Here is a 21,525-nt window from a genome sequence, read left to right on the forward strand (position 1 = left end):
CACCACGCCCACCCGCTTTCCAGGCCCCACCTGCTGGCGGCGCAGGGGGGAGTACGTGGTGATGCCCGCGCACAAGAGCGGCGCGACGGCCGCCGGATCCAGGTTCGCGGGAATCCTCAGGGCGAAGTCCTCGTCCACCACGATGGCTTCCGAGTAGCCGCCCAGGGTGCGCGTCTTCCCGTCCTTCTCCAGCGCGTTGTAGGTCTGGACGTTGCCCGTGGTGCAGTACTGCTCCAGCCCCTCCTGGCAGCTGTCGCAGGTGCGGCAGGAATCCACCAGGCAGCCGACTCCGGCCAGATCCCCTGTCTTGAACTTCTTCACGTCGCGGCCCACGCGAACCACGCGGCCGACAATCTCGTGTCCCGGCACCAGCGGGAAGCGGGAGAAGCCGAGCTCGTCGTGGGCCATGGTCAGGTCGCCATGGCAGACGCCGCAGTAGAGGATGTCGAGCTGCACGTCGCGCGGACCGGGCTCCCGACGCTCGAAGTGGAAGGGGGCCAGGGGAGAGCGGGCGTCCTGCGCTGCGTAACCTCGAACGGGAATCATGGGCATGGGCTCCTGGGGACTGCGTGACGCCAGGAATGATGGAGAAGGCCCATGCTTCGCGAAACGGATGGAATCGACACGCGGAATGTAGGAAAGCTTCCGAATGGCCTTCACGCCCCTCAATGCCTTGAACGCCTTCCTGGTGGTGGGCCGCCGTCGCAGCTTCGCCGCCGCCGCCAACGAGCTGGGCATCTCCCCATCCGCGCTCAGCCAGTCGGTGCGTCAGTTGGAGGCGCGGCTGGGCGTGCCGCTGCTCACCCGGACGACGCGGAGCGTGTCGCTGACGGACGCGGGCCAGCGCCTGCTGGAGCGCGCGGGCCCTTCCGTGGAGCACGCCCTGGAGGCGCTGCGGACGGCCACGGCCAGCGCGGGCGAGGTGACAGGGCGCGTGCGCTTGTCCGTGCCCACCATCGCGCTGTCCACCGTCGTCACGCCCATCCTGCTGCGCTTCGCCGCGCGCTACCCGCGCGTGGAGGTGGAGCTGCGCGTGGAGGACCGCTTCGTGGACATCGTGGCGGAGGGGCTGGACGCCGGCATCCGCCCGGTCGAGGCCCTGGAGCGGGACATGGTGCAGGTGCGCCTGTCCAAGCGCTACCGCTTCATCGTGGTGGGCTCGCCCGCGTACCTCAAGCGCAAGGGCATCCCCCAGCGCCCGGAGGACCTGCTGGACCACGACTGCGTGAACATCCTCATGCCCTCCTCGGGCGTGAGGTACGCGTGGGAACTGGAGCGCGGCAAGAAGACCTGGCGCATCCCCGTCCGGGGGCCGCTGCTCTGCATCAACGAAGCGACGTTGATTGTCATGGCGGAGGCGGGGCTCGCCTTGATGTATGCCTTTGAACCCACGGTGATGCCGAGCCTGAAGCGCGGCACCCTGCGGTGTGTCCTGGAGCCCTACGCGGCGACGGTGGACGGACTCTTCCTCTACTTCCCCAGCCGCGCGCAGGTGTCCCCCGCGTTCCGCGCCTTCCTGGACGTGGCCCGCGAGGTGACAGCCGAACGGCCCTGACGTCAGTCGCGCGGCGCCCTGCGGCGGCGGTCCACGACGCCCGTGCTGATGTCCTCCGTGCCCGACTCGCCCCTCAGGCCCAGCTGGGGAAGGGTGGCGGGGACGCCCGCCCACGCGCTCAGCCGCTCCAGGGCCACGGCCCGGTCCGCTGCGGGCAGGAACCGGATGCTGGAGCCGTGGTTGCCGCCCGGCACGTAGAACCGGTACGAGTCATTGCGCGAGCGCACGTCGAACGCGCCCGTCGACCAGGGGTCGTTCTCCCCGTACACGAAGAGGATGCGCTGCCCGAACGCCTTCACCCAGCCTTCGATGAGCGGCATCGCGAAGGGGTTGAACTTGTAGGGCTTCATGTCGAAGGGCACGAGCGCCCTCGGTTCATACTGACCGGGGTAGCGCTGGACGCCGCGCAGGTGGCGCTCGTCGGACGCGTAGCTGCCCAACTGCGTGGCCGCCTGGAAGTCATAGGGCGCGTAGTAGTCCATGTCGGAGTCGCTCATGTACGAGAGCCCGACGACCTCATCCATCAGGTCCACCAGCCCCTGCGCGGGCCCACCTGCGGGAGGAAAGGCGTCGCACAGCGAGGCATTGCCGTACTGCCAGAAGGCGAAGGCGAACTCGAGGAGGGTGAACTCCACCGCCTTGTCCACGCCGAGCAGGTTGTACGTCAGCCCCTGGGATTGGCCGGCCTCCACGAAGAGGGGCTCCACCTCCGCGCGCCGCTCCAGCACCTCGCGCTGGAAGCCGCGGATCCGCTCACGACACTCGGGCGTGCCCAGCTTGCTCAGGAACCGCACATAGCGCGGGTCCTGCGTGCCGTAGCTGTTCGGCGTGACGTAGGCCACCGTGGCGTCCACGTCGTTCGGGTAGAACGCCCGGTGGTAGATGGACGTCATGCCGCCCTTGCTGCCGCCGGTGCTGATCCACTTGCCGGCGAAGAGCGGCTTGAACGCCTGGATGATGCGGTGGTGGTCCGCCGCGGCCTGCTCGATGGTGAGCAGCTTCCAGTTCGCGGGGTTGGGCCGGGAGGGTTCGAAGAAGCGGTGCTCCACCAGCAGCTGGTTGGCCTGGAGCAGCGACGTGGGCTCCAGCCGGTAGGACTGCGTGCTGATGGCGTAGCCGGTGCTGCCCAGCACCATGGGCGCCTCCGCGCTGACGAAGCGCAGGGTCAGCCGCTGCTGGAACCGGGTGCCCTCCGGGTGCCAGTGGTCCGCGGGCTGGTCATAGGTCATCACGAAGTGCCGCACGCCCGGGGCCGGCGGCGGGGCTTCACGCACCACCGTGAGGCCTGGGATGGCCTGCAGGGCCGTGAGGATGTCGCCCGGCACCGCGTCCTGGAGGAGTTCCTGCGCGCGGGCCACGGTTTCGGACGGGACGGGAAGCACCTCGTCGGCGGCGACCTCAGTGCCGCCGCAGGCCTGGAGCCCCAGGGCGAGCGCGGCCGCGAGAATCGAGGGACGTCGGAAGAATCGAGTCATGTGTGAAAGCCCTCCTGGGTGGAATACCCGGCGGAAGATGCCGGGTTCGCATTCCAGGCAGAAGGACCTTCCAGGTGCGGACGGCCAATGCTTGCTCACGGAAAGCGTCAACCTTCGCGCAACAGTTCCTTGCCTTGACACAGGCGCTTCGCGAGGTCTGGGTAGGAACAGGCTCCGCCCTGCTCCGCGTCCCAGGCCTGCGCGTGCAGCACCTTGCCCAGCGCCTCGGAGATTTGACGGGAGTGCCCGACGAGGTGCGTGTCCGCGCGAACCACGTCCACGGCCTCCGCCCGGTCATCGGCCACCACCACCCGGGCCGTCAGGAGGTCCGCATGGGTGGAGTAGTCGTTGTAGTAGGTCCACGCCACGCCCTTCACAGCGATGCGCTCCAATGACACCAGTTCGCCGTGGAAGAGCAGGTTGTTCGCCGTGAGCGCGCCGCCGACGAAGAGCAGGGCGTAGTCGAAGCCTTCGTTGACGATGTTGCCCTCCACCACCAGGTCGCCCGCGACGAGCAGGCGGGACTGCTCATCGAGGATGAGGTGGCCCTTCACGTGGACGCGGCCCTCTTCGAAAAGCAGGTCCTGGGCCTCGGAGAGCTTCAGGTCTCCGTCCACCTGCCGGGTGGTGGGGGTGGGCGTCAGCGTGGCCTTGAGTCGCGCCCGCTTCACGGCCGTCCCACACACGTCGTGGAGCGAGGCCTGTGCGAGCAGTTCCTGGAGGGGTGACATGGCGGATAGCTAGCATTTTCAACGCCCGTCCCGAAGGGAGTCGAACCGCCGCGAGCGCGGCCCCCGGGGCTGGATTAGAAATCCCCCACCATGAACGTCTATGAGATTCGCGGTGCCTTCGGACTGGACCATCTGGTGCGCGCGGAGCGGCCGGACCCCACGCCCGGCCCCTTCCAGGTGCGCGTGCGGGTGAAGGCCACGAGCCTCAACTCGCGCGACCTGATGATGGTGGAGGGACGCTACAACCCGCGCCAGAAGCTGCCGCTGGTGCCCAACTCCGACGGCGCGGGCGTGGTGGACGCGGTGGGCCCGGGCGTCACGCGCGTGAAGCCCGGTGACCGGGTGATGACGCTGTTCGCGCAGGCGTGGCAGTCCGGCGGGCCCACGAAGGCCATCACGGCCACGACGCTGGGCGGGCCGCTGGACGGCGCGCTTTCGGACACGATGCTCCTGCACGAGGACGGCGTGGTGCTCACGCCCGCGTACCTGTCGGACGTGGAGGCCGCCACGCTGCCGTGCGCGGCGGTGACGGCGTGGAGCGCGCTCGTCACGCAGGGCAACCTCCAGGCCGGTGACACCGTGCTGCTCCAGGGCACCGGGGGCGTGTCCATCTTCGCGCTTCAAATCGCCCTGATGCATGGCGCGCACGTCATCCTCACCTCCAGCCGCGACGACAAGCTGGAGCGGGCGCTGAAGATGGGCGCGCACGAAGGCATCAACTACACGACCACGCCGGACTGGGAGAAGGCGGCGCGCACGCTCACTGGCGGCGTGGGTGTGGACCACGTGGTGGAGGTGGGCGGCGCGGGCACCTTCGAGCGTTCCCTCAAGGCGGTGCGCGTGGGCGGCACCGTGTCCCTCATCGGCGTGCTGGCCGGGGGCGCGGGCTCGGTGTCGCTCATCCCCATCCTGATGCAGAACCTGCGCGTGCAGGGTGTGCTCGTGGGCCACCGTCAGTCCTTCGAGGCCCTCACGCGCGCGTTCGCGCTGCACGACGTCCACCCGGTGGTGGATCGCGTGTTCCCCTTCGCGGAAGCCCGCGCCGCCTTCGAACACCTCAAGAGCGGCGCGCACTTCGGCAAGGTCGTCATCCAGGTAGGCTGACCCACGCGAAGTGGAAATGCGCCTCCAGCGTGGCGGACGCGGTCGTCTTCGGCAGCGGAGGGAAGGGCGCTGCCTTCTTCACCGCGGCGAGCGCGGCGGCGTCCCACGCCTTGGAGCCGGACTCCGTGAGGACGGCGGTGGAGAGCAGCTTGCCGTCCTTGTCGAGGATGGCCTGGACGATGGTCTTCTTCCCCAGCGCCGGCGTCCCCTTGGGGCCCGGCTGCTTCCAGTGCTTCGCGACGCGCTGGAAGGTCTGCTGTTGGTAGGTGGGGCTGTCCACCGTGCCCTGGAAGTAGGTCTGCAACTGGGGGCTGCCGCTCGCGGCCAGCGCCCCGGACGCCAGGGCCAGCGCGAGCACCGCCACGGCGGGTGTCGGGATGCGGAGCATGGGGCGAATATAGGCCCCGCTCAGCTCCGGGGCTCGGGGCGCTTGTCGGCGGTCTTGTCGCCCTGCCAGGTCAGGTCGTACACGGCCGCGTCGCCCGCGCTGCGCATCAGCACGACGGACGGGCTCTTCGCGCCGCTCATCTCCAGGCCCGCCGCGAACAGGCCCCGGTAGAAGCCCGCCACCACCACCGGCCGGCAGGTGAGCACGTAGCGCGTGGGGCCCGTCTGCTCCAGCCGCGCCTCCAGGTAGTTGGTGCCCGTGCGCAGGTTGCGCGTCATCCGCTCCAGCATCCGGTGCGGGCCCAGAAGGCGCACGCCCGCGAGCAGCGCGCTGCCGATGAGCGTGGCCCCGTAACCCTCCAGGAAGCGCCGGCCCACCACCTCCGCGCCGTCATCCAGCGGGGCCGCCGGCGCCAGCACCGACGCGGCCAGCTTCAGTGACTCCACCCACACCTCCAGTGGGTAGGCCACCGACAGCTTCCCGCGAGGGTCGATGCCCGCCTCGCGCAGCTGCTGGGCGCACGGCTCGTCCAACTGGTCACCCAGGGCGCGAATCAGCCCTTCGAAGCTCTGCTGGAAGACAAGGCGTTCGGTCCCTGGCATGTCTTGCCACGCTACCCGTGAGCCCGGGGCTGTCTCAACCCGTGAGGTTCCCTGGATTCAAGAACTTTCCGGGGATTGTTCGAAAACGCGGTGCGGCAGTCGGGTCGACGGGTCGCAGGGGCCCGTGGGCGGGTGCGCTAGGCTGCGGGGTCATGCCGCACGCCCCCCTCGCTGATGTCTCCACGGCCGCGATGCAGGAGCGCGGCGGCGCGGGGCGCGCGCCCCGTGTCATCCCCGCGCTGACGGTGGTGTCCCATCCGATGCCCCGGCGGGTGGGCGCCCGGTTGCTGCTGGACGCGGTGGCGGCGGGGCGCACGGTGGCGCTGTCGCGCAACGCGCCGGACTTCGTGGCGCCTGGGGACTCGCTGGGGTTGCCGCTGTCGGATCCATTCATCAGCCGCAAGCCCCTGGAGTGGAAGCCCGCACCGGACGGAGGCGTGCGGCTGCTGGTGCCGGAGGACGGCACGCACGTGGCGCTGGCGGGTGTGCCACTCCAGGGGGAGCACGACTTCGGGGCTCGGGCACTGGCGGACGGCGTGGCGCTGGAGCTGGCGGGCCGCGTGGTGGTGCTGCTGCACACGGTGGAGCTGGACGGGGAGGGCGCGGCGGACACGCTGGGCATGGTGGGGGAGAGCACGGGCCTGCGGAAGCTGCGCCGGCACATCGAGCGCGTGGCGGACCTGGACGTGTCGGTGCTCATCCGGGGCGAGACGGGCACGGGCAAGGAACTGGTGGCGCAGGCCATCCACCAGCGCGGGCCGCGCCGGGCCGGGCGCTTTCTCAGCGTCAACCTGGGGGCGATTCCCAAGGAGCTGGCGGCGGCGGAGCTGTTCGGTTCGCACAAGGGGGCGTACTCGGGGGCGACGCGCGACCGCGAAGGCTTCTTCCGCGCCGCGCACGGCGGCACCCTGTTCCTGGACGAGGTGGGCGAGGCCCCGCCCGAGGTGCAGGTGATGCTCCTGCGCGTGCTGGAGACGGGGGAGCTGTACCCGGTGGGCGCGAGCAGCCCGGTGACGGTGGACGTGCGCCTCATCGCCGCGACGGACGCGCACCTGGAGGAACAGATTCGCGACGGGCGCTTCAAGGCGCCGCTGCTGCACCGGCTGGCGGGCTACGACCTGCGCGTGCCGCCCCTGCGCGAGCGGCGGGAGGACATTGGACGGCTGTTCTTCCACTTCGCGCGCGAGGAGCTGGCGGCCCTGGGGGACGCGGGCAGGCTGGACACGGAGGACCCGCACGCGGAGCCGTGGTTGCCCGCGTCGCTGGCGTCGCGGCTGGTGCGGGCGGCGTGGCCAGGGAACATCCGGCAGCTTCGCAACCTGACGCGGCAGTTGGTCATCGGCAGCCGGGGACAGGCGCGGCTGCAAGCGGACTCACAACTTGATGAGGCATTGGGGGTGCCGGATGCGGTGGCCCCCGTCGTCGCGGCGGTGAAGGCACCGGAAGCCCGCGAGCCGGCCGTGCCCCGGCGCAAGCCCTCGCAGGTGACGGAAGCGGAGCTGCTGGCCGCGCTGCGGGAGCGCGCCTGGGACCTGAAGGCGGCGGCGGATGCGCTCGGGATTCCCCGGCCGTCCGTCTATGACCTCATCGACAAGAGCCCGAACCTGCGCACCGCGGGCGACCTGGGCGCGGACGAAATCACCCGCTGCTTCGAGGCGTGCGGCGGCGACCTGGACGCGATGGTGCGCACGCTGGAGGTGTCGAAGCGCGCGCTGGGGCGGCGTCTGAAGGAGCTGGGCCTGGCGGCGAAGGGGACATGAGCGGCGCGCGCCGCCTGACGTGGTGAGCGTCTGCCCATGGAGGGTGCGCCGGGCCCTCATCGCGTGTCCCATGCGCGCCATTCATCCTCTGGGGTATGCTGGGTGGATTGATGACAATGTGGGTTCGCGGTGCTCAGGACCCACGCGTCTTTTGATGGAGGCAGGCCCTTGATCAGCTCGCTCATCCGGCAGGTCGTCACCGCGGTCCAGACGGCGGTCACGAAGACCCCGGCGGCTCCGCCTCCAACGCCAACGCCGCCCCCCGCGCCCTACTTCCAGGATGCCCTGGAGAAGACGCGGCAGAGCCCCGTGAACCTCAGCGGTTACGGGAACGCGCCCTCGCCCACGGCGGCTTCGCGCGTCACCTCCGAGCCGACCCAGGCGGCCCGCGGTGAGACCGACGGCCCGCCGATGCTGCATCTGGATGCAGGGTGGACGCCGCAGGGGCAGGGCTACGACGCCACGCGTGGCGAAGTGCTCACGACCTATTACAACGACGACCACGACGTGCTGCTCTCCGTGCAGGACAAGGACTCGGGCGGCGAGACGCTCCAGGTCCAGCTCGGAGGGGCCAGCGGCACGGGCCCCGCGCCCACGCACGGTGGCGGGGTCTCGACTGACGGCGAGTTCGTCTACGTCTCCGACACGGACCACATCTTCGTCTATACGCGCGAGGAGCTGGAGCGGGCAGCGAAGAGCGGAACCGAGGCCAGCGCCTGCCAGGTGATGGATGTCCCGGAGCGCGACGGGGTGAAGGATCCGGCCACCGGCCTCGACCTCGTGTCCGCTGGCAGCTACATGACCGTGAAGGACGGCTACGCGTACATCGGCGGCTACAGCGCGGACGGCGATGGCAAGGCGGGCGCCGTCTGGCGGTACAAGCTCGACGAGAAGACCGGTGCCCTCATCGAGGACTCGCGCGAGGGGCCCATCCGCGCGCCGGACCGCGCCCAGGGCATGACGGTGGTGGACGGCGGCATCCTGTTCACCACCGGCGACCACAAGCTCGTCTACCAGCCGTTCGAATCCACAGAGGACTCCTTCAAGGCGGACATCGATGACCGGGTGGACATCAGCAACGGGCTCATCGACCCCTACGCCCAGGGCGTGAACGTCATCGATGGCGAACTCTGGGTGACGTACGAGAGCGGCTCGCACAAGTACCGCGACAAGGTCGATGAGCCCCGGGAGCACATCCAGCGCATCCCGCTGGAGGACCTGGACCTCGCGGCGGCATGCCTCACGCCGGAACAACTCGAGGACTGAGCACCGACCGGGGCCCCTGAGCCGTCCAGCCGGGGGCGTCAGGAGCGGGGCGCAGGTCCCTGGGGCGCGCGCTTCGACAGGAGCAGCGCCTCCAGCGTTCGCGCCTGATGCGCCAGCACCTTGCGGCGCCGGGCGGTGTCGTCGTGGAGCAGATTCGCGAGCGCCAGGCCCCGGAGCAGGTCGAGCGTCGCGCGCACGGCCTCGCGGACCTCGCGGTCCCGCTCATCCACGCCGAGCAACTGGAGGGTGAGCCGGTGCATCTCCCGGCCCACCTGCTGCTGCAGCGGCAGCAGCAGCGCCTTCAGCTCCGCGTCGGCCACGGCCGCCACCCACAGGTGGGTCGCGGCCATGAAGAGCGGGCCGGCATGCACCTCCGACAGCAGGTTCAACAGGGGCTCTACCCGCCGCCGGCTCTCCGGCAGGCCCTTCGCCCGCCGCATGATCTCCTCCACCTGCTGGTGGAACACGTGCTCGACGGCGGCCGCGACCAGGGCCGCGCGCGTGGGGAAGTGGTGCTGGCAGGCGCCACGGGACACCCCGGCCCGCTCGGCGATGGCGCCCGTCGTCGCCCCGGCCCAGCCCTGCTCCACGAGCACGTCGATGGCCGCCGCCATCAGCTTCTGCCGCGTCACCCGGCTGCGCTCCTGCTCCTGCCGCGTCGTTGAACCCGCCGGACCGCCCATGCCCACACCGTGTTGCGCCGCTCGGAAAAAAGCAATCATGATTGCTTTTTTAAGGGGTGGGGAGATACGACCTGACTTCCCCCGGCACGAGAGGTGAGCATGGACGCTCGAACGCTGCGCATCGGCAATGCTTCCGGTTTCTACGGCGACCGCTTCTCCGCGTTCCGGGAGATGCTGGAGGGCGGTCCGCTCGACTTCCTCACCGGCGACTACCTGGCGGAGCTGACGATGCTCATCCTGGGACGCGACCGGCTGAAGAACCCGGCGGGCGGGTACGCCCGGACGTTCCTGCGTCAGTTGGAAGCGACGCTGGGCCTCGCGATGGAGAAGAAGGTCCGCATCGTCGCGAACGCGGGCGGCCTCAACCCGGAGGGGCTCGCGAACGACCTGCGCGCGCTCGCGACGAAGCTGGGCCTGTCCGTCCGCATCGCGCACGTCGAAGGCGATGACCTGGTCGGACGCGCGGACGAGCTCGGCTTCGGCGAACCCATCACGGCGAACGCGTACCTGGGCGCCTGGGGGATCGCGGCGTGCCTCGACGCGGGCGCGGACATCGTCGTCACGGGGCGGGTGACGGACGCGTCGCTCGTCGTCGGGCCCGCCGCGTCCCACTTCGGCTGGAAGCGCGATGACTGGGACCGGCTCGCGGGCGCCATGGTCGCGGGGCACGTGCTCGAATGCGGGGCCCAGGCCACCGGGGGCAACTTCGCGTTCTTCGGTGAGGTGGACGCGCGCCGGCCCGGCTTCCCGCTCGCGGAGGTGTTCGCGGACGGCTCGAGCATCATCACGAAGCATCCGGGCACGGGCGGCGCCGTCACCGTCGACACCGTGAAGGCCCAGCTCGTCTATGAAATCACCGGGGCGCGCTATGCAGGCCCCGACGCCACGGCGCGCTTCGACACCATCGCCATCGAGTCCGCGGGGACCGACCGCGTGCGCCTGTCCGGCGTGCGCGGTGAGCCGCCTCCGCCGGACGTGAAGGTGTGCCTGAACCGGCTCGGCGGCTTCCGCAGCGAGGCCAGCTTCATCCTCGTCGGCCTGGACATCGAGGAGAAGGCCGCGCTCGTCCGGGCGCAGCTCGACGCGACGCTCAAGCCCCGGCCGGCGGAGGTCGTCTACACGCTGGCGCGCACCGACCACGCCGACGCGCCGAGCGAGGAGCAGGCCTCCGCGACGCTGCGGGTCGCGGTGAAGGACGCCGACGCGAAGGTCGTCGGCCGGTCCTTCAGCGGTGCCGTGGTGGAGCTCGCCCTGGCCAGCTACCCCGGCTTCTGCCTTCCGGCGCTGCCCGGTGACGGCTCGCCCTTTGGCGTCTACACGCCGGCCTTCGTCGATGCGCGCAAGGTGCCGCACGTCGCGGTGCTCCCGGATGGCAAGCGCCTGGACGTGGCGCCCACGGAGGACTCCCGCGGGCTGGAAGCGGTGGCCATGCCGCCGCTGCCGGAGCCTCTGCCGGCGGGGCCTGTCCGGCGCATGCCGCTGGGCCGGGTGGCCCTGGCCCGCAGCGGGGACAAGGGCGGGGACGCGAACATCGGCGTGTGGGTCCGCACCGACGAGGCCTGGCGCTGGCTGGTGCATGCCCTCACGGAGGAGCACCTGCGCACGCTGCTTCCGGAGACGCACGGGCTGGTCATCCACCGGCACGTGCTGCCGAACCTGCGCGCCCTGAACTTCGTCATCGAGCGCCTCCTGGGGGAGGGCGTCTCGTCGTCCACCCGCTTCGATGCCCAGGGCAAGGCGCTCGGCGAGTGGCTGCGCGCGCGCCACGTCGACGTGCCGGAATCGCTGCTCTGACCCTGGGGCGGAGTAGGCTTTCCGCGCGGTCACTCCGGCCGCGCCCGGTGCGGGGATGCACGGGCGGCGTGCCTTGCGAGGCAGGGTGTGATGATCGAGGAAAAAATCCTCAACGTGGTGTTGGTGGGAGGCTGGGGCCTCTTCTTTCTTGGGGTCCTCGGGTTCTGCGGGTACCTGATTCATCGGCAGTGGAAGCACGGCCAGATTCGCCAGCATGGTTTGCCGGCGGAGGCCACGGTGCTGCGACTCCAGGGCACCCCGATCCGCATCAACCGCAGCCAGGTCTTCGACTTCCTGCTCGAAGTGAGGCTGCCCGGTCACGCGCCGTATCAAGTCCGGTTGAGGAGCCGGTGGAACGACTGGAACGTGCGGGTGATGGACGTGGGCCTGCGGCTGAAGGTCAAGGTCGACCCGAATGACCTGCAGAAGCTCGTCGTCCTGGGGCCCGTCGTCCCGCAGGACCTGAGCAGGCTCTTCAGCGGCCTGGACGCATTGGGGCCGGCCGCTCCAGCGCCGGGGGATCCGGTGAAGAGCCTGTCGGACCTCCAGCGCATGGCGGACGAGGGGCTCGTCACCCCGGAGGAATACGCGCGCAAGAAGGCGGAGATCCTCGACCGGCTCTGAGCCGCCTCCTGCGTTTCGCGCCCATGGGCTGCGGTAGGGACGAAGGCGGAAGCAAAGAAGGATCGCACGCACTGGCAGGATGGGGCCCGGCTGCTGCGCAGGACGTTCGGGCTGAACGTGTTCGCCTGCGAGAGGTGTGAAGGCAGGCGCCCGGTGCTTGTGTACTTGACGGCACCCAACAGGAGCGCGCTATTGAGGAAGCGATGACTGTTTCCGGCGGTGGCGATAGTCTCAGGGTATGTCGCCTCCTTCCGCTCTCGTCGTTTCCCGCTACCGCGCCTTTGCCGGTGAGGAGACGCTGCCCCTACGACCGCTTACACTGCTCTACGGGCGCAACAATTCCGGCAAGAGCGCTCTTGCTCGCGCACTTGCCTTCATTGGGGCCTCCCTGTCAGAGGATGCGCCTAGTGCGTTGGTCACCCCACGTGAGGTTATCCGCGAGGGGGCCTTTACGGACCTCGCTTGGCAAGGGGACGCAGGCGACTATTCCTTCGACTTGGGACTTCGCTGGAACGATGGGAAGGTACGGGAAGTCCGCTACACCTTAGACGGTGGCTCAGGTCGTTCGACCTACGTCAAGGAGCTATTTCTCCGAGGCGAGGGTGGTGAACTGCTATGGGCAGGTGTCGCGCCGCCCAACCGCCCGATGCTCCCACAGGGAGAGTACGGCGGTGGTGAACTGCGCCTTGTTGGACTGGTGCCTCGGCATTCGGAAGTGCCTGTCCTCCAAGAGTTGGCGACGCGCATGGATGCCCTCCGTGGGCGCGTGCAATGGATTGATGGTGTGCGAGTACGCCCCAAACGCGACATTCCACGTACTGGAACCACCCTCGTGAATCTGGCTACAGATGGTAGCAATGCTGCCGATATTCTCGTCGAGCGACCTGAACTTGTTGAGGAGGCTCGGCGATTCTATGCAGATCTCACCCCCCCCCGTGATCTTGAGGTTAAAGAGGTACTTGAGTCGAGCCATCGAATCACGCTCAACCCCAAGAGCCAGGGAAGTTGGAGAATCGACCTTGTAGACACTGGCGAGGGTATGGCTCAGGTGCTTCCAGTGTTGGTGGCCGCGACACTTGCGGCGCGCGAAGCGCCTAGTGGCATTCTTGCTGTGGAGGAGCCGGAAAGCCATCTTCATCCTGACGCGCAGGCTGCTCTAGCTCGCTATCTTTGCGACATAGCGGCGCGCCCAGCGCCTCCGACGTTGGTAATTGAAACACATAGTCGGGTATTCCTATTGGGGGTGCAGCTTGCTGTTGCTGCAGGGCGTTTGCCTCCTGAGCGCGTCGGATTGGCATGGATTGATCAGGACGCGGTTGGGCGCAGTAGTATAACTGCTGTTCAGTTAGAGTCTAGTGGTCATCCGCGTGCTGGTTGGCCGGTCGCAGCCCTCGCAGAAGACCTACGTCTTGCCAGGGAACTGGCTATGCTTGATCTAAAGCGTCGGGACTGAATATGCGCATTTTAATCGACCGCGCACTGTTTGCTGCGAAATCCGAGATTGAGGCGCTCGCCCTTGTGGACCTCCTTACCACGGTTGCTCGCGATACTCATTCCCTCCACTCAGTCATTACCGACCCTCCCTATATGCAAGGCGAGGATAATGGTCCAATTGATGCTTGGTTGAATTATCGTGACCCAATCGAGGCACGCGCTTTTAGATCGCTGCTGGCTAATGGATTGCTTGTCAATGCTGGACGCTCAGTTGGTGTGGGAGTGTCGGATTCACTGAAGCCGCGACGCTGGCACTTGGAGGGATGGTTGTCGGTCCGCGTAGAGCGCCGGGAAGCAAGCGACTGGAGAAGTCGTAGCTTAACTATTGGCGATGCAGTTGATCTGCTTAGAGAGCCAATTCATCTGGTTCTTGAGAACGAGCGGACGGAACTCGCTTTTGTCGGCCTGCTGGCTGCCCCGACTGACGCGAAAACGCTGCGCGAATTAGTCGAAGGGCCTGGGAAGACCAAGGTCCACAGTGGTGGCGGTGGCGAAGCCAAGAAATGGATTGAGGCATTAATAGACGGTCCGCCAACTGCTGCTGTCTGGCGTAAGTTATTGCGGGCTTGGGTGCTTTTTGACAAGGATGCTGGGAATGCGGATGCCTGTCATCTGTCCAAGAGTGCCAGCGACCTTGTCGATCTATGCGAGAAGGTGGTGGAAATCTACGGCAATGGGTTGTCGTGGATTTGTCTTCTCAGGCGTGAACTTGAGTCATATGTTCCTGATACCGGGCTTGCAGCAGAGGCCCTCAAAGGGCAACAGGATTTTGTTGGCCATGTTGCTTCATGGCGCAAAGATCCGGAGAGAGAGCACTGGGCTTGGTCGCTGGATCTTAAGAAGGGACTTCGAGGCGACCTCCATGTGGATGTAAGCGACGCAGTCCGCACGCTTCTCAAGGATTCTAGAAACAAGCATCCTCTAGAGGCGCATATGCTCAAACTCCCCTTTGCAGGGATCTCTTCTCCGGCGGAACTTAGTGCCTTGAAGTATGGGTTGGGTGATCGCTTGGGCGAGGCTCTTCGTGCAACGCCTCCGCGGCAGTGGGCTGCCGATCTTTCCACGGAGTACGACCGTGGCCCTCATGATCAAGTCCCTCGACTCGCCTTCGTTCAGTCTTTTTTAGATCGGATGTAGTGATGGAACGGAAGATGTTTGATACCCCTGTGTTGCCTCGGTTGGAGACAATCCTTGCAGAAGTGAAGTCCGGCGATTTGATTGTCCCAGAGTTTCAGCGTCCCTTTGTCTGGGATGATGACCGACGCCTGACTTTACTGGATAGCATAGTTAAGGGCATGCCCATCGGCAGCTTACTCGTCTGGCGCACGAATAGGCGTGACCTTCATACCTATAAGAAGGTTGGTGGGGTTCGACTTGGGGGCGCGCGCAAGGGTGATGAGAAGGTGAACTACCTTATTGATGGCCATCAGCGGATATCGACCCTCTTCGGCGCACTGTACTCGGGTGATCGTGAGCCGACTAGTGACGATAATGTACGCTGGCCGCTGTATTACGAGCTAGGAGCGGATAATCGCCCTGCTTTTCGTGTGCCTCCGCGGCGAAGGAGTGTGCCAAGCAACTGGCTGCCGCTCAATATACTGCTCGACGGTGATAAACTTTTCGATTTTACTCAGCAATTGCGCCAAGGTGGCAAGCGGGAGTTGGCTAAGGAGGCGGAGCGTTTGGCTAATGTTTTTAGAGATTATATCATCCCTATTGTTCCTCTGATAACTGAAGAGTTGGATGTGGTTACGGATGCGTTTGTGCGCATCAACAGCCAAGGCAAAGGCATGAGTGAGGCTCATATGCTGCGAGCACTCACCCACGCAGGGGGAGTTGATACGGATCGTTATTTCGCGGACGTTCGTGCCCGCTTGGAGCCTCTCGGTTGGGGGGGGCTGGACGCACAGATTCTAGTCAACGTTCTTAAGGCGCAACTTGATTTGGATGTCTATGCGGCTGGCGTACGCGGTCTGCACGCGAAGCTGTTGGAGGACCCGGCGCCACTGAAGAAGCTCGCGAGTGTGCTAGTCGAGACGGTGGAGTTTTTGGCCGCTATTGGGGTTCGCGGACCCGGCGCACTCCCATATACATATCAACTGGTCACGCTGGCAACGCTGGTAGCGCGGTTTCCAGGCAAGCTGTTGAAACCTAAAATCCATAAGCGCCTGCGAAATTGGTTCTGGGTTACGACGTATACAGAATATTTTTCAGGTAGCACTGGTAGTCGTATTCGAGATGAGATTGATGGGCTGGCTGGGGAGTTGGATGGAGGTTCTCCTTTGAAACGCGAGCCTGTTCCAGTCAAGCCACTTACGGAAATTCGGATGTCTACTGTTCGTGCTCGTGCGTTCCTTCTGTTCATGGCGGGGCTTCCTGAGCATGAGAGCGCATGTCAGAGCCGGCAAGAGTGGTTGGGCACAGGTGATACAAGGGCGGTACCCAGCCTTCTTTCTAGTACAACGGGAGTGGATCCCGGCAATCGTGTTATCGCAAATCCAGCGGAGTTGAGAACCCTGCGAAAAGCTATTCAAGAGAATGAGGTTTCGCCCACGATGGCTGACGAATTCGCCATTCCTTTGGGGGCCCTTCGCAATCTGCAGGATGAAGACAAATTCTTGCTTGAGCGTAGGAAGTGGTTGAGGGAGAAGGAAAGGCTGTTTATTGAGGGATTTGGTCTTTCGGTGAGTGACAGCGAGTAGTTCTCTAGCCTTCAAATTGAAAGTATTTCGGGAGAGTGGCGAAGTGATTCGCCTCCGTCCCAGGCGGTCCCCGGCGCCGTCATGGCACCGGGGGACCCGGTTGCTGCCTACTGCCCGAGCACGACGCGGAAGAGCTTCTCGTTGCTGTTGTCGGGGATGCTGTCCTTGTCGCCCTGGTTGGTGGTGGTCATCCACAGGTTGCCGTCGGGGGTCGGCTCGACGGTGCGCAGCCGGCCGTAGGTGCCGACGAAGAACTGCTGCACGTTGGTCAGGCTGGAGCCGCTGATGACCTCGCGGTAGAGGCGCGAGCCTCGGGCGCAGGCCACGTAGAGGACGTCGCGGACCACCGCGATGCCGGAGCAGGAGCCTTCCGCCGTGGAGTAGGTCTGCTTCGGGGCGATGTACCCGGCCGTCGCGCAGCCTGAACCGCCCTGGGACACCGTGCCCTCACAGTTCGGCCAGCCGTAGTTGCCGCCCTTCTGGATGAGGTTGGTCTCGTCCATCACGGAGTTGCCGAACTCCTGTTCCCACAGGCGGCCCTGGGAGTCGAAGGCCAGCCCCTGCGGGTTGCGGTGGCCGTAGCTCCAGACGTAGTTGCCGAAGGGGTTGTCGGACGGGAGGGTGCCGTCGGCGTTGAGGCGCAGCACCTTGCCGGCCAGGTTGTTGATGTCCTGCGCGTAGGCGCCGTTCTGGGCATCCCCGGTCGACGCATAGAGCTTCCCGTCCGGTCCGAAGCGCAGGCGCCCGCCGTTGTGGAACTTGTTGCGGCCGATGCCCTGGAGCAGCACCTGGAGCGAGGCGGTGTTGAGCGCGCCGTTCTCATACCGCAGGCGCACGATGCGGTTGTCGGTGGGGGAGGTGTGCATCACGTACAGCCAGCGGTCGGTGGCGAAGTTGGGGGAGAGGGCCAGCCCCATCAGCCCGCCCTCGCCGTCGGTGCTCTGCACGTTGGGGACGGTCCCCACGGACGTCTTCACCCCCGTCGCCGGGTCCAGGCGCACGATGTTCTGCGCGTCCCTGCGGCCGTAGAGCACGGTGCCGTCCGGCAGGTTCACCAGACCCCACGGGATGTCCGTGTCGGTGGCGACCTGGGTGACGGAGCAGACGGCGTTCGTGCAGGCCTGGCCGGTGGTGACCGTCGCGGCCGCGCTCTGGGCGGACGCGTTGCCCTGGGCGTCGCGGGCGAGCACGGCGTAGGTGTAGGTCGTGTTCGCGGCGAGGCCGCTGTCGACGAAGGACGTCCCGGGCGGCGAGCCGGGCACCGTCGCGATCTGCACGCCTCCTCGGAACACGGCATAGGCGCTCACGCCCAGGTTGTCGGTGGACGCGGTCCAGCTCACGGTCACGCTGGTGCCCAGGGCGGTGGCGGTGACGCCGGTCGGGACGGTGGGAGCCTGGGTGTCCACCTGGCACGGCGGCGGGGTGATGGAGAGCGTGGCGCTGCCTTGAGAGACATTGCCCGCGGCGTCCCGCGCATTCACATACAGGCCCCAGGTCGCGCCGGGGACCACGGTCAGCCCGGTGGACACCGTGGCGCCGGAGACGGACTTCATGAGCTGGCCGTCGTGGTAGACGTCATAGAAGGCGACGCCCTGGTTGTCCGTGGAAGGCGACCACGTGAGCGTGGCCGAATTGCACGTCACGTTGGACAGGGCAAGCCCCGTGGGCACGGTGGGGGCCTGGGTGTCGGCCGGGAACGACCACTGCTGGTTCGTCTGGCCATTGCAATTCCAGACGACCACCGGCGAGCTGTTGGCAGTGGCCTGACCGGACACGTCGAGGCACAGCGAGGACGGCGTGTGGACCACCGCGCCGCTGGCGTTGCGGACCCACCGCTGGTTCGCTGCCCCGGTGCAGGCGGCGATGACCGCGCTGGCTCCGGCGCTGGCGGTCGCGGGCTGGACGCACCAGGCGCCGTCGAACACGCGCAGCTCGCCCTCGGGCGTGAACAGGAACCGCTGGTTTCCCTGCCCGTGGCAGTCGTAGATGTGGAGCACCTGCCCCGCGGTCTGGCTGTTCTGGGCCACGTCGAGGCAGCGGCCGGACTGCGCGCCGATGAGCCGGGTGCCCGCGGTCACCGCGGCGGTCTGCGTTTGGGGTTCGGGGCCGTTCTCCGGTTGCACTCCACAGGCAACGACGGCGGCGAAGAGTAAGGCGGGCAGGTGACGAACGTTCATTGAAAGGCTCCTTTGCCTTCCCCCTCCTTCCCGGTATTCCGGGTTGAGCTCAAGCAAACTTTGTGGGCCCGCCTGAGCAGGTGTTGAACCCCAAGCATCTGGCACCCCGCTCACTGCTGGATGAGGGAGTACTGACCGGGCAGCACCACGCTGCCCGTGCCGAAGTCGGACTGCCACGCGCCGAGCTGCGCCATCCGCGCCGTGACATCCGTGGACTGGTTGTTCCCCGTGGGCGTCATCAGCACGAGGAAGGCCTCCTCGGGCGTCCTCGCCATGGCCACCGTCTGCACCCACGGGGCCGGCGCGTCCTTGAAGCCCGGGCGCTGCTCCCGGTAGAGCTGCATCCGGTCCTTCGCGATCTGCTGGAGCTGCTTCGCCTCCTCGGGCGTGAAGGTGAAGATCGCCGTGTCTCCGGTTCCCGTGGCGCCCGGGAAGCTCTGCTTCATGGTCTCCGCTTCCCCGGAGGGCACCCAGACCAGCGTGGCCTCGTAGGTCTGTGAGGAAGGGACGGTCGGGTCACCGCTGATGACGACGGAGGCGGGCCCCTTCTGGCCCGTGTACTGGAACGACTCCCGCCCGTCGTCGTAGTGGGTGTGGATGTACTCGTCGTGCTCCAGGGTGGACTCCCCGAAGTTGAGGCCGAAGGTGACCTCACGGGTCATCTCTCCGGTGACGATCTCCACGGTCGCCGCGTTCGATGTGCCGCTCGCCGGGTCGTTCTTCGGCAGCTCCCCCGTGGCAAGGAAGCGGTTGTAGGCGGCCTGGCCCTCGGGCGTGGAGATGTCGAAGTCCACCTGCTTCGAGCTCAACTGGCCTTCCACGCGCGCCGTGTCGGACACCCCCACATTGAACTTGCGCACGCCGATGTTGGCTTCGAGCGTGTGCGCCACCGCGGCGGTGGGGCCGACCGTCACGCGGACCGTCTTGTCGTCCAGCTTGGTGACCGCGAGGGCCATGCCCTGCGACCGCTCATCGCTGAAGCCCGCGGAGATGTCGAAGTGGCCGAAGAGCTTCTTGATGTTCACCTCCATGCCCGCCGACAGGAAGCCCTCACCCGTCATCGTCACGGTGGCGCCCACCGGCAGGTTCTGGGGGAGGCTGGGGTTGAGCTGCTCGGCGGAGGTGACGCCCCCGGCGGCCGTGGTCGGCAGCGTCACCTCGTAGCTGCCGCGCACGCCGGCGGTCCCGTTGACGGTGACATCGGCGGCCTCCACGTCGATGCCAATCCCCCCCTCCACGCCGGCTTCCGCCTCCACGGTGAAGGTCGTCATGCCCGCGGCCCGGGCGTAGGCGGCATCCACCTGGAGATACCCGGTCACGGACACCGTGAAGATGCCCAGCTTGCCCTTCGCTTCGATTTCAGGGGTCACGCCGCCAGCGATGCCCAGGGGCGGCAGGGCGGGGGCCTGGGCGTTCGCGTTGGAGGCGGCGGCGGACGGCTGGCGCGGCGCCGTGAAGGTGAAGGGCGCCGGGAAGTCCGGCGGGAACAGGGGGTTGCGCCGGGGAGCGGTCGGCGTGCTCCCCGCGAAGCTGTCGGTGGGCGCTTTCCCACCGGAGCCCGTACCGGCCGTCTGCGACGGAGGGGCCGCCGGCCCCTGCTGGGGGGCACTGACGGGGGCGCTGCCCTGCGTCTTCGCGTTCCGGATGAATTGCTGAAAGGCCCCAATCACGGTCGTCATGTGCACTTCCCCCTCTGCGACAGCAGTCATGGGGGTTGTCGCGCGGAACGCCGCCGGGGATGCATTAAGCCGAGTTAAATCCGCGGGCGCGGACGCGGTGACGAGGGGCATGGCCCCTCCCCACCGCGTCCGCCCGGAGCCTCAGGGGCAGAGCCGCTCGACCGACTTGATCCGCACCGCTCCGTCGACGTTCGGGTCGTTGGTCTGGTCCCCGATGGCGATGGTGCCGGTCGCCGTGAAGTTGTTCCGCGTGAGCTTCGCGACGCCGTCGATGCTCACCGTCGCGACCTTCGCTGCATCCAACGCGAGCTCGTAGACATGGTACGCGCCGTCGGTCACCGGGAACGCCGCGGACTGGGTGTCGTCCGCCCAGCCGATCGCCGCGTTGTCCAGGTAGATCATCTGCGAACGATCCGTGCTGTTGCCAAACGGTGGCGTGAAGCTCCCCAGGATGGCCGCGCCGCTGTCGAGCGAGTTGTGGGTGTTCGCCAATTCGACCTGCATCGTCACCCGGAGCTTGACCGGCTTCGTGGCGTCGAACGCGTTTGCCCGCGTGATGAGCAACTGCCCGCTCGTCCGCGCCCCGGTGTTCGTCGACGTCTCAAGGCGAACGTGGTCCGTGCCGTACGTGAGCGTGTTAGGCGCCTGCGTGACCGTCGTCCAGCCCTGCGCCGTGATGTCGGTGCCGCCGACCAGCAGCGGAACGCTCGCGCGCGGCGACCACGTCGACGTTGACGTCGCCGGTGCGCACGTCTCGCAGGCGTTCGCCGGGTTCGGTGCACCCGCGGCGTAGAACGTCCCGTCAATGAAGCACTGCGGGCTGCACGCGCCGGCCGAGCAGACCTGCCCCGCGTTGCACGACGTCCCGTCCGCGCGTTGCGTCCAAGTGGTCGAGGACAGCGCCGGCACGCACTGTTCGCACGCATTCGCGGTGTTCACCACCCCGTCAGAGACCACCTGGCCGCCGATCCGACAGACCGCGACGCAGACGGCGCCCTCACAGATATCGCCGGTCGCGCAGGCCGTGTCGCAACCCCCACAGTGCTGCGGGTCGGTCGCGGTGCTTACGCAGGTGTCACCGCACAGCGTTTCGCCGACGGTGTCGCACTTCAGTGGCACGGACGCGTCAGGCTTATCGATGGGGGGGGTGGAATTGTCGCCGCAAGCAGCGACGAAGCCGAGGACGAGGATGCAGCGGAGAGCGCTAGATCGAAGGGAGATCATGGAACCCGCCACCTTACGCGACCCCTTGCCCGCGCGGCGTGTGCGGATGAAGACGTGATGGATGAAGCACATCTTGTCGGGGGCAAGGCGCGCCCCCTTCCGCAACCGCTCCACACGGAAATGACAGGACGGCCGGCATGGGACTCGATGCGCGCTACCAGGCCCTGCCTGGCACCTCCGCGCTCCTGGAACTGGCCCGCAAAGGGACCCCGGCGTTGGCGGATGGCTGTCGTCCCTGAGCCGCCTGCCGCGGAGCCGCCCCGACCT

General features: G+C 67.2%; 18 protein-coding genes. 9 read left to right on the forward strand and 9 right to left on the reverse strand.

What is annotated here, in order from left to right; translation table 11 throughout:
* Positions 1-546 (reverse strand): alcohol dehydrogenase catalytic domain-containing protein (locus D7Y13_RS01565; RefSeq protein ID WP_158626143.1); only part of this gene is annotated, 546 nt, incomplete at its 3' end.
* A gap of 103 nt (positions 547-649) precedes the next feature.
* On the opposite strand from D7Y13_RS01565, the gene D7Y13_RS01570 reads away from it, so the two are divergent.
* Positions 650-1,555 carry a LysR family transcriptional regulator gene (locus D7Y13_RS01570; protein ID WP_120581999.1) on the forward strand — a complete coding sequence of 302 codons (906 nt, stop codon included), beginning with the start codon at positions 650-652 and terminating at the stop codon, positions 1,553-1,555.
* A gap of 2 nt (positions 1,556-1,557) precedes the next feature.
* Here the strand turns inward: D7Y13_RS01570 and D7Y13_RS01575 are convergent, their stop codons facing one another.
* Positions 1,558-3,030: a S28 family serine protease gene (locus tag D7Y13_RS01575; RefSeq protein WP_120581998.1), complete on the reverse strand. Its 1,473-nt coding sequence runs from the start codon at positions 3,028-3,030 to the stop codon at positions 1,558-1,560.
* A gap of 107 nt (positions 3,031-3,137) precedes the next feature.
* Positions 3,138-3,761: a hypothetical protein gene (locus D7Y13_RS01580; RefSeq protein WP_120581997.1), complete on the reverse strand. Its 624-nt coding sequence runs from the start codon at positions 3,759-3,761 to the stop codon at positions 3,138-3,140.
* A 90-nt stretch (positions 3,762-3,851) separates the two neighbouring features.
* On the opposite strand from D7Y13_RS01580, the gene D7Y13_RS01585 reads away from it, so the two are divergent.
* Entirely contained in the window at positions 3,852-4,865 is a 1,014-nt protein-coding gene (locus D7Y13_RS01585) for a zinc-dependent alcohol dehydrogenase family protein (RefSeq protein ID WP_120531507.1), read from the forward strand.
* Here D7Y13_RS01585 and D7Y13_RS01590 read toward each other — a convergent pair.
* Positions 4,849-5,253: a TonB family protein gene (locus tag D7Y13_RS01590; protein ID WP_120581996.1), complete on the reverse strand. Its 405-nt coding sequence runs from the start codon at positions 5,251-5,253 to the stop codon at positions 4,849-4,851. The genes D7Y13_RS01585 and D7Y13_RS01590 overlap by 17 nt on opposite strands.
* A 20-nt stretch (positions 5,254-5,273) precedes the next feature.
* Positions 5,274-5,855 (reverse strand): DUF2378 family protein, encoded by a 582-nt coding sequence (locus D7Y13_RS47085; protein ID WP_120531509.1) that lies wholly within the window; start codon positions 5,853-5,855, stop codon positions 5,274-5,276.
* A gap of 152 nt (positions 5,856-6,007) precedes the next feature.
* Here D7Y13_RS47085 and D7Y13_RS01600 point away from each other — a divergent pair, with 152 nt between their 5' ends.
* Both D7Y13_RS01600 and D7Y13_RS01605 read left to right on the forward strand, forming a co-directional pair.
* The gene (locus D7Y13_RS01600) at positions 6,008-7,615 is read left to right on the forward strand and encodes a sigma 54-interacting transcriptional regulator (RefSeq protein WP_120581995.1); all 1,608 of its coding nucleotides are present in this window, start codon (positions 6,008-6,010) and stop codon (positions 7,613-7,615) included.
* A 168-nt stretch (positions 7,616-7,783) separates the two neighbouring features.
* Complete coding sequence (locus tag D7Y13_RS01605; protein ID WP_120581994.1) at positions 7,784-8,881, forward strand: hypothetical protein; 1,098 nt, start codon at positions 7,784-7,786, stop codon at positions 8,879-8,881.
* Between the two features lie 38 nt (positions 8,882-8,919).
* Here D7Y13_RS01605 and D7Y13_RS01610 read toward each other — a convergent pair whose 3' ends face one another.
* Positions 8,920-9,603, reverse strand: coding sequence for a TetR/AcrR family transcriptional regulator (locus D7Y13_RS01610; RefSeq protein WP_233595243.1), 684 nt, complete (start codon positions 9,601-9,603; stop codon positions 8,920-8,922).
* A gap of 60 nt (positions 9,604-9,663) precedes the next feature.
* On the opposite strand from D7Y13_RS01610, the gene D7Y13_RS01615 reads away from it, so the two are divergent.
* The 5 genes from D7Y13_RS01615 (at position 9,664) to D7Y13_RS01630 (ending at position 16,178) form a co-directional block, all read left to right on the forward strand.
* Entirely contained in the window at positions 9,664-11,358 is a 1,695-nt protein-coding gene (locus tag D7Y13_RS01615; protein ID WP_120581992.1) for an acyclic terpene utilization AtuA family protein, read from the forward strand.
* Between the two features lie 90 nt (positions 11,359-11,448).
* Positions 11,449-11,982 (forward strand): SHOCT domain-containing protein, encoded by a 534-nt coding sequence (locus D7Y13_RS45070; protein ID WP_147444139.1) that lies wholly within the window; start codon positions 11,449-11,451, stop codon positions 11,980-11,982.
* Between the two features lie 745 nt (positions 11,983-12,727).
* Complete coding sequence (locus D7Y13_RS45605; RefSeq protein WP_158620243.1) at positions 12,728-13,435, forward strand: AAA family ATPase; 708 nt, start codon at positions 12,728-12,730, stop codon at positions 13,433-13,435.
* 2 nt (positions 13,436-13,437) lie between these two features.
* Positions 13,438-14,613 (forward strand): hypothetical protein, encoded by a 1,176-nt coding sequence (locus tag D7Y13_RS45075; RefSeq protein WP_147444138.1) that lies wholly within the window; start codon positions 13,438-13,440, stop codon positions 14,611-14,613.
* 2 nt (positions 14,614-14,615) lie between these two features.
* Positions 14,616-16,178 (forward strand): DUF262 domain-containing protein, encoded by a 1,563-nt coding sequence (locus D7Y13_RS01630; RefSeq protein ID WP_120581989.1) that lies wholly within the window; start codon positions 14,616-14,618, stop codon positions 16,176-16,178.
* A gap of 107 nt (positions 16,179-16,285) precedes the next feature.
* Here D7Y13_RS01630 and D7Y13_RS01635 read toward each other — a convergent pair whose 3' ends face one another.
* The 3 genes from D7Y13_RS01635 to D7Y13_RS01645 form a co-directional block, all read right to left on the reverse strand.
* A complete protein-coding gene (locus tag D7Y13_RS01635; protein ID WP_120581988.1) occupies positions 16,286-18,355 on the reverse strand; it encodes a PQQ-dependent sugar dehydrogenase in 2,070 nt (689 codons plus the stop codon).
* A 110-nt stretch (positions 18,356-18,465) separates the two neighbouring features.
* A complete protein-coding gene (locus tag D7Y13_RS01640; RefSeq protein WP_120531515.1) occupies positions 18,466-20,034 on the reverse strand; it encodes a hypothetical protein in 1,569 nt (522 codons plus the stop codon).
* Between the two features lie 141 nt (positions 20,035-20,175).
* A complete protein-coding gene (locus D7Y13_RS01645; RefSeq protein ID WP_120582005.1) occupies positions 20,176-21,258 on the reverse strand; it encodes a hypothetical protein in 1,083 nt (360 codons plus the stop codon).
* Between the last annotated feature and the right edge of the window lie 267 nt (positions 21,259-21,525).

This window comes from Corallococcus praedator, assembly GCF_003612125.1.
Classification (GTDB): Bacteria; Myxococcota; Myxococcia; order Myxococcales; family Myxococcaceae; genus Corallococcus; species Corallococcus praedator.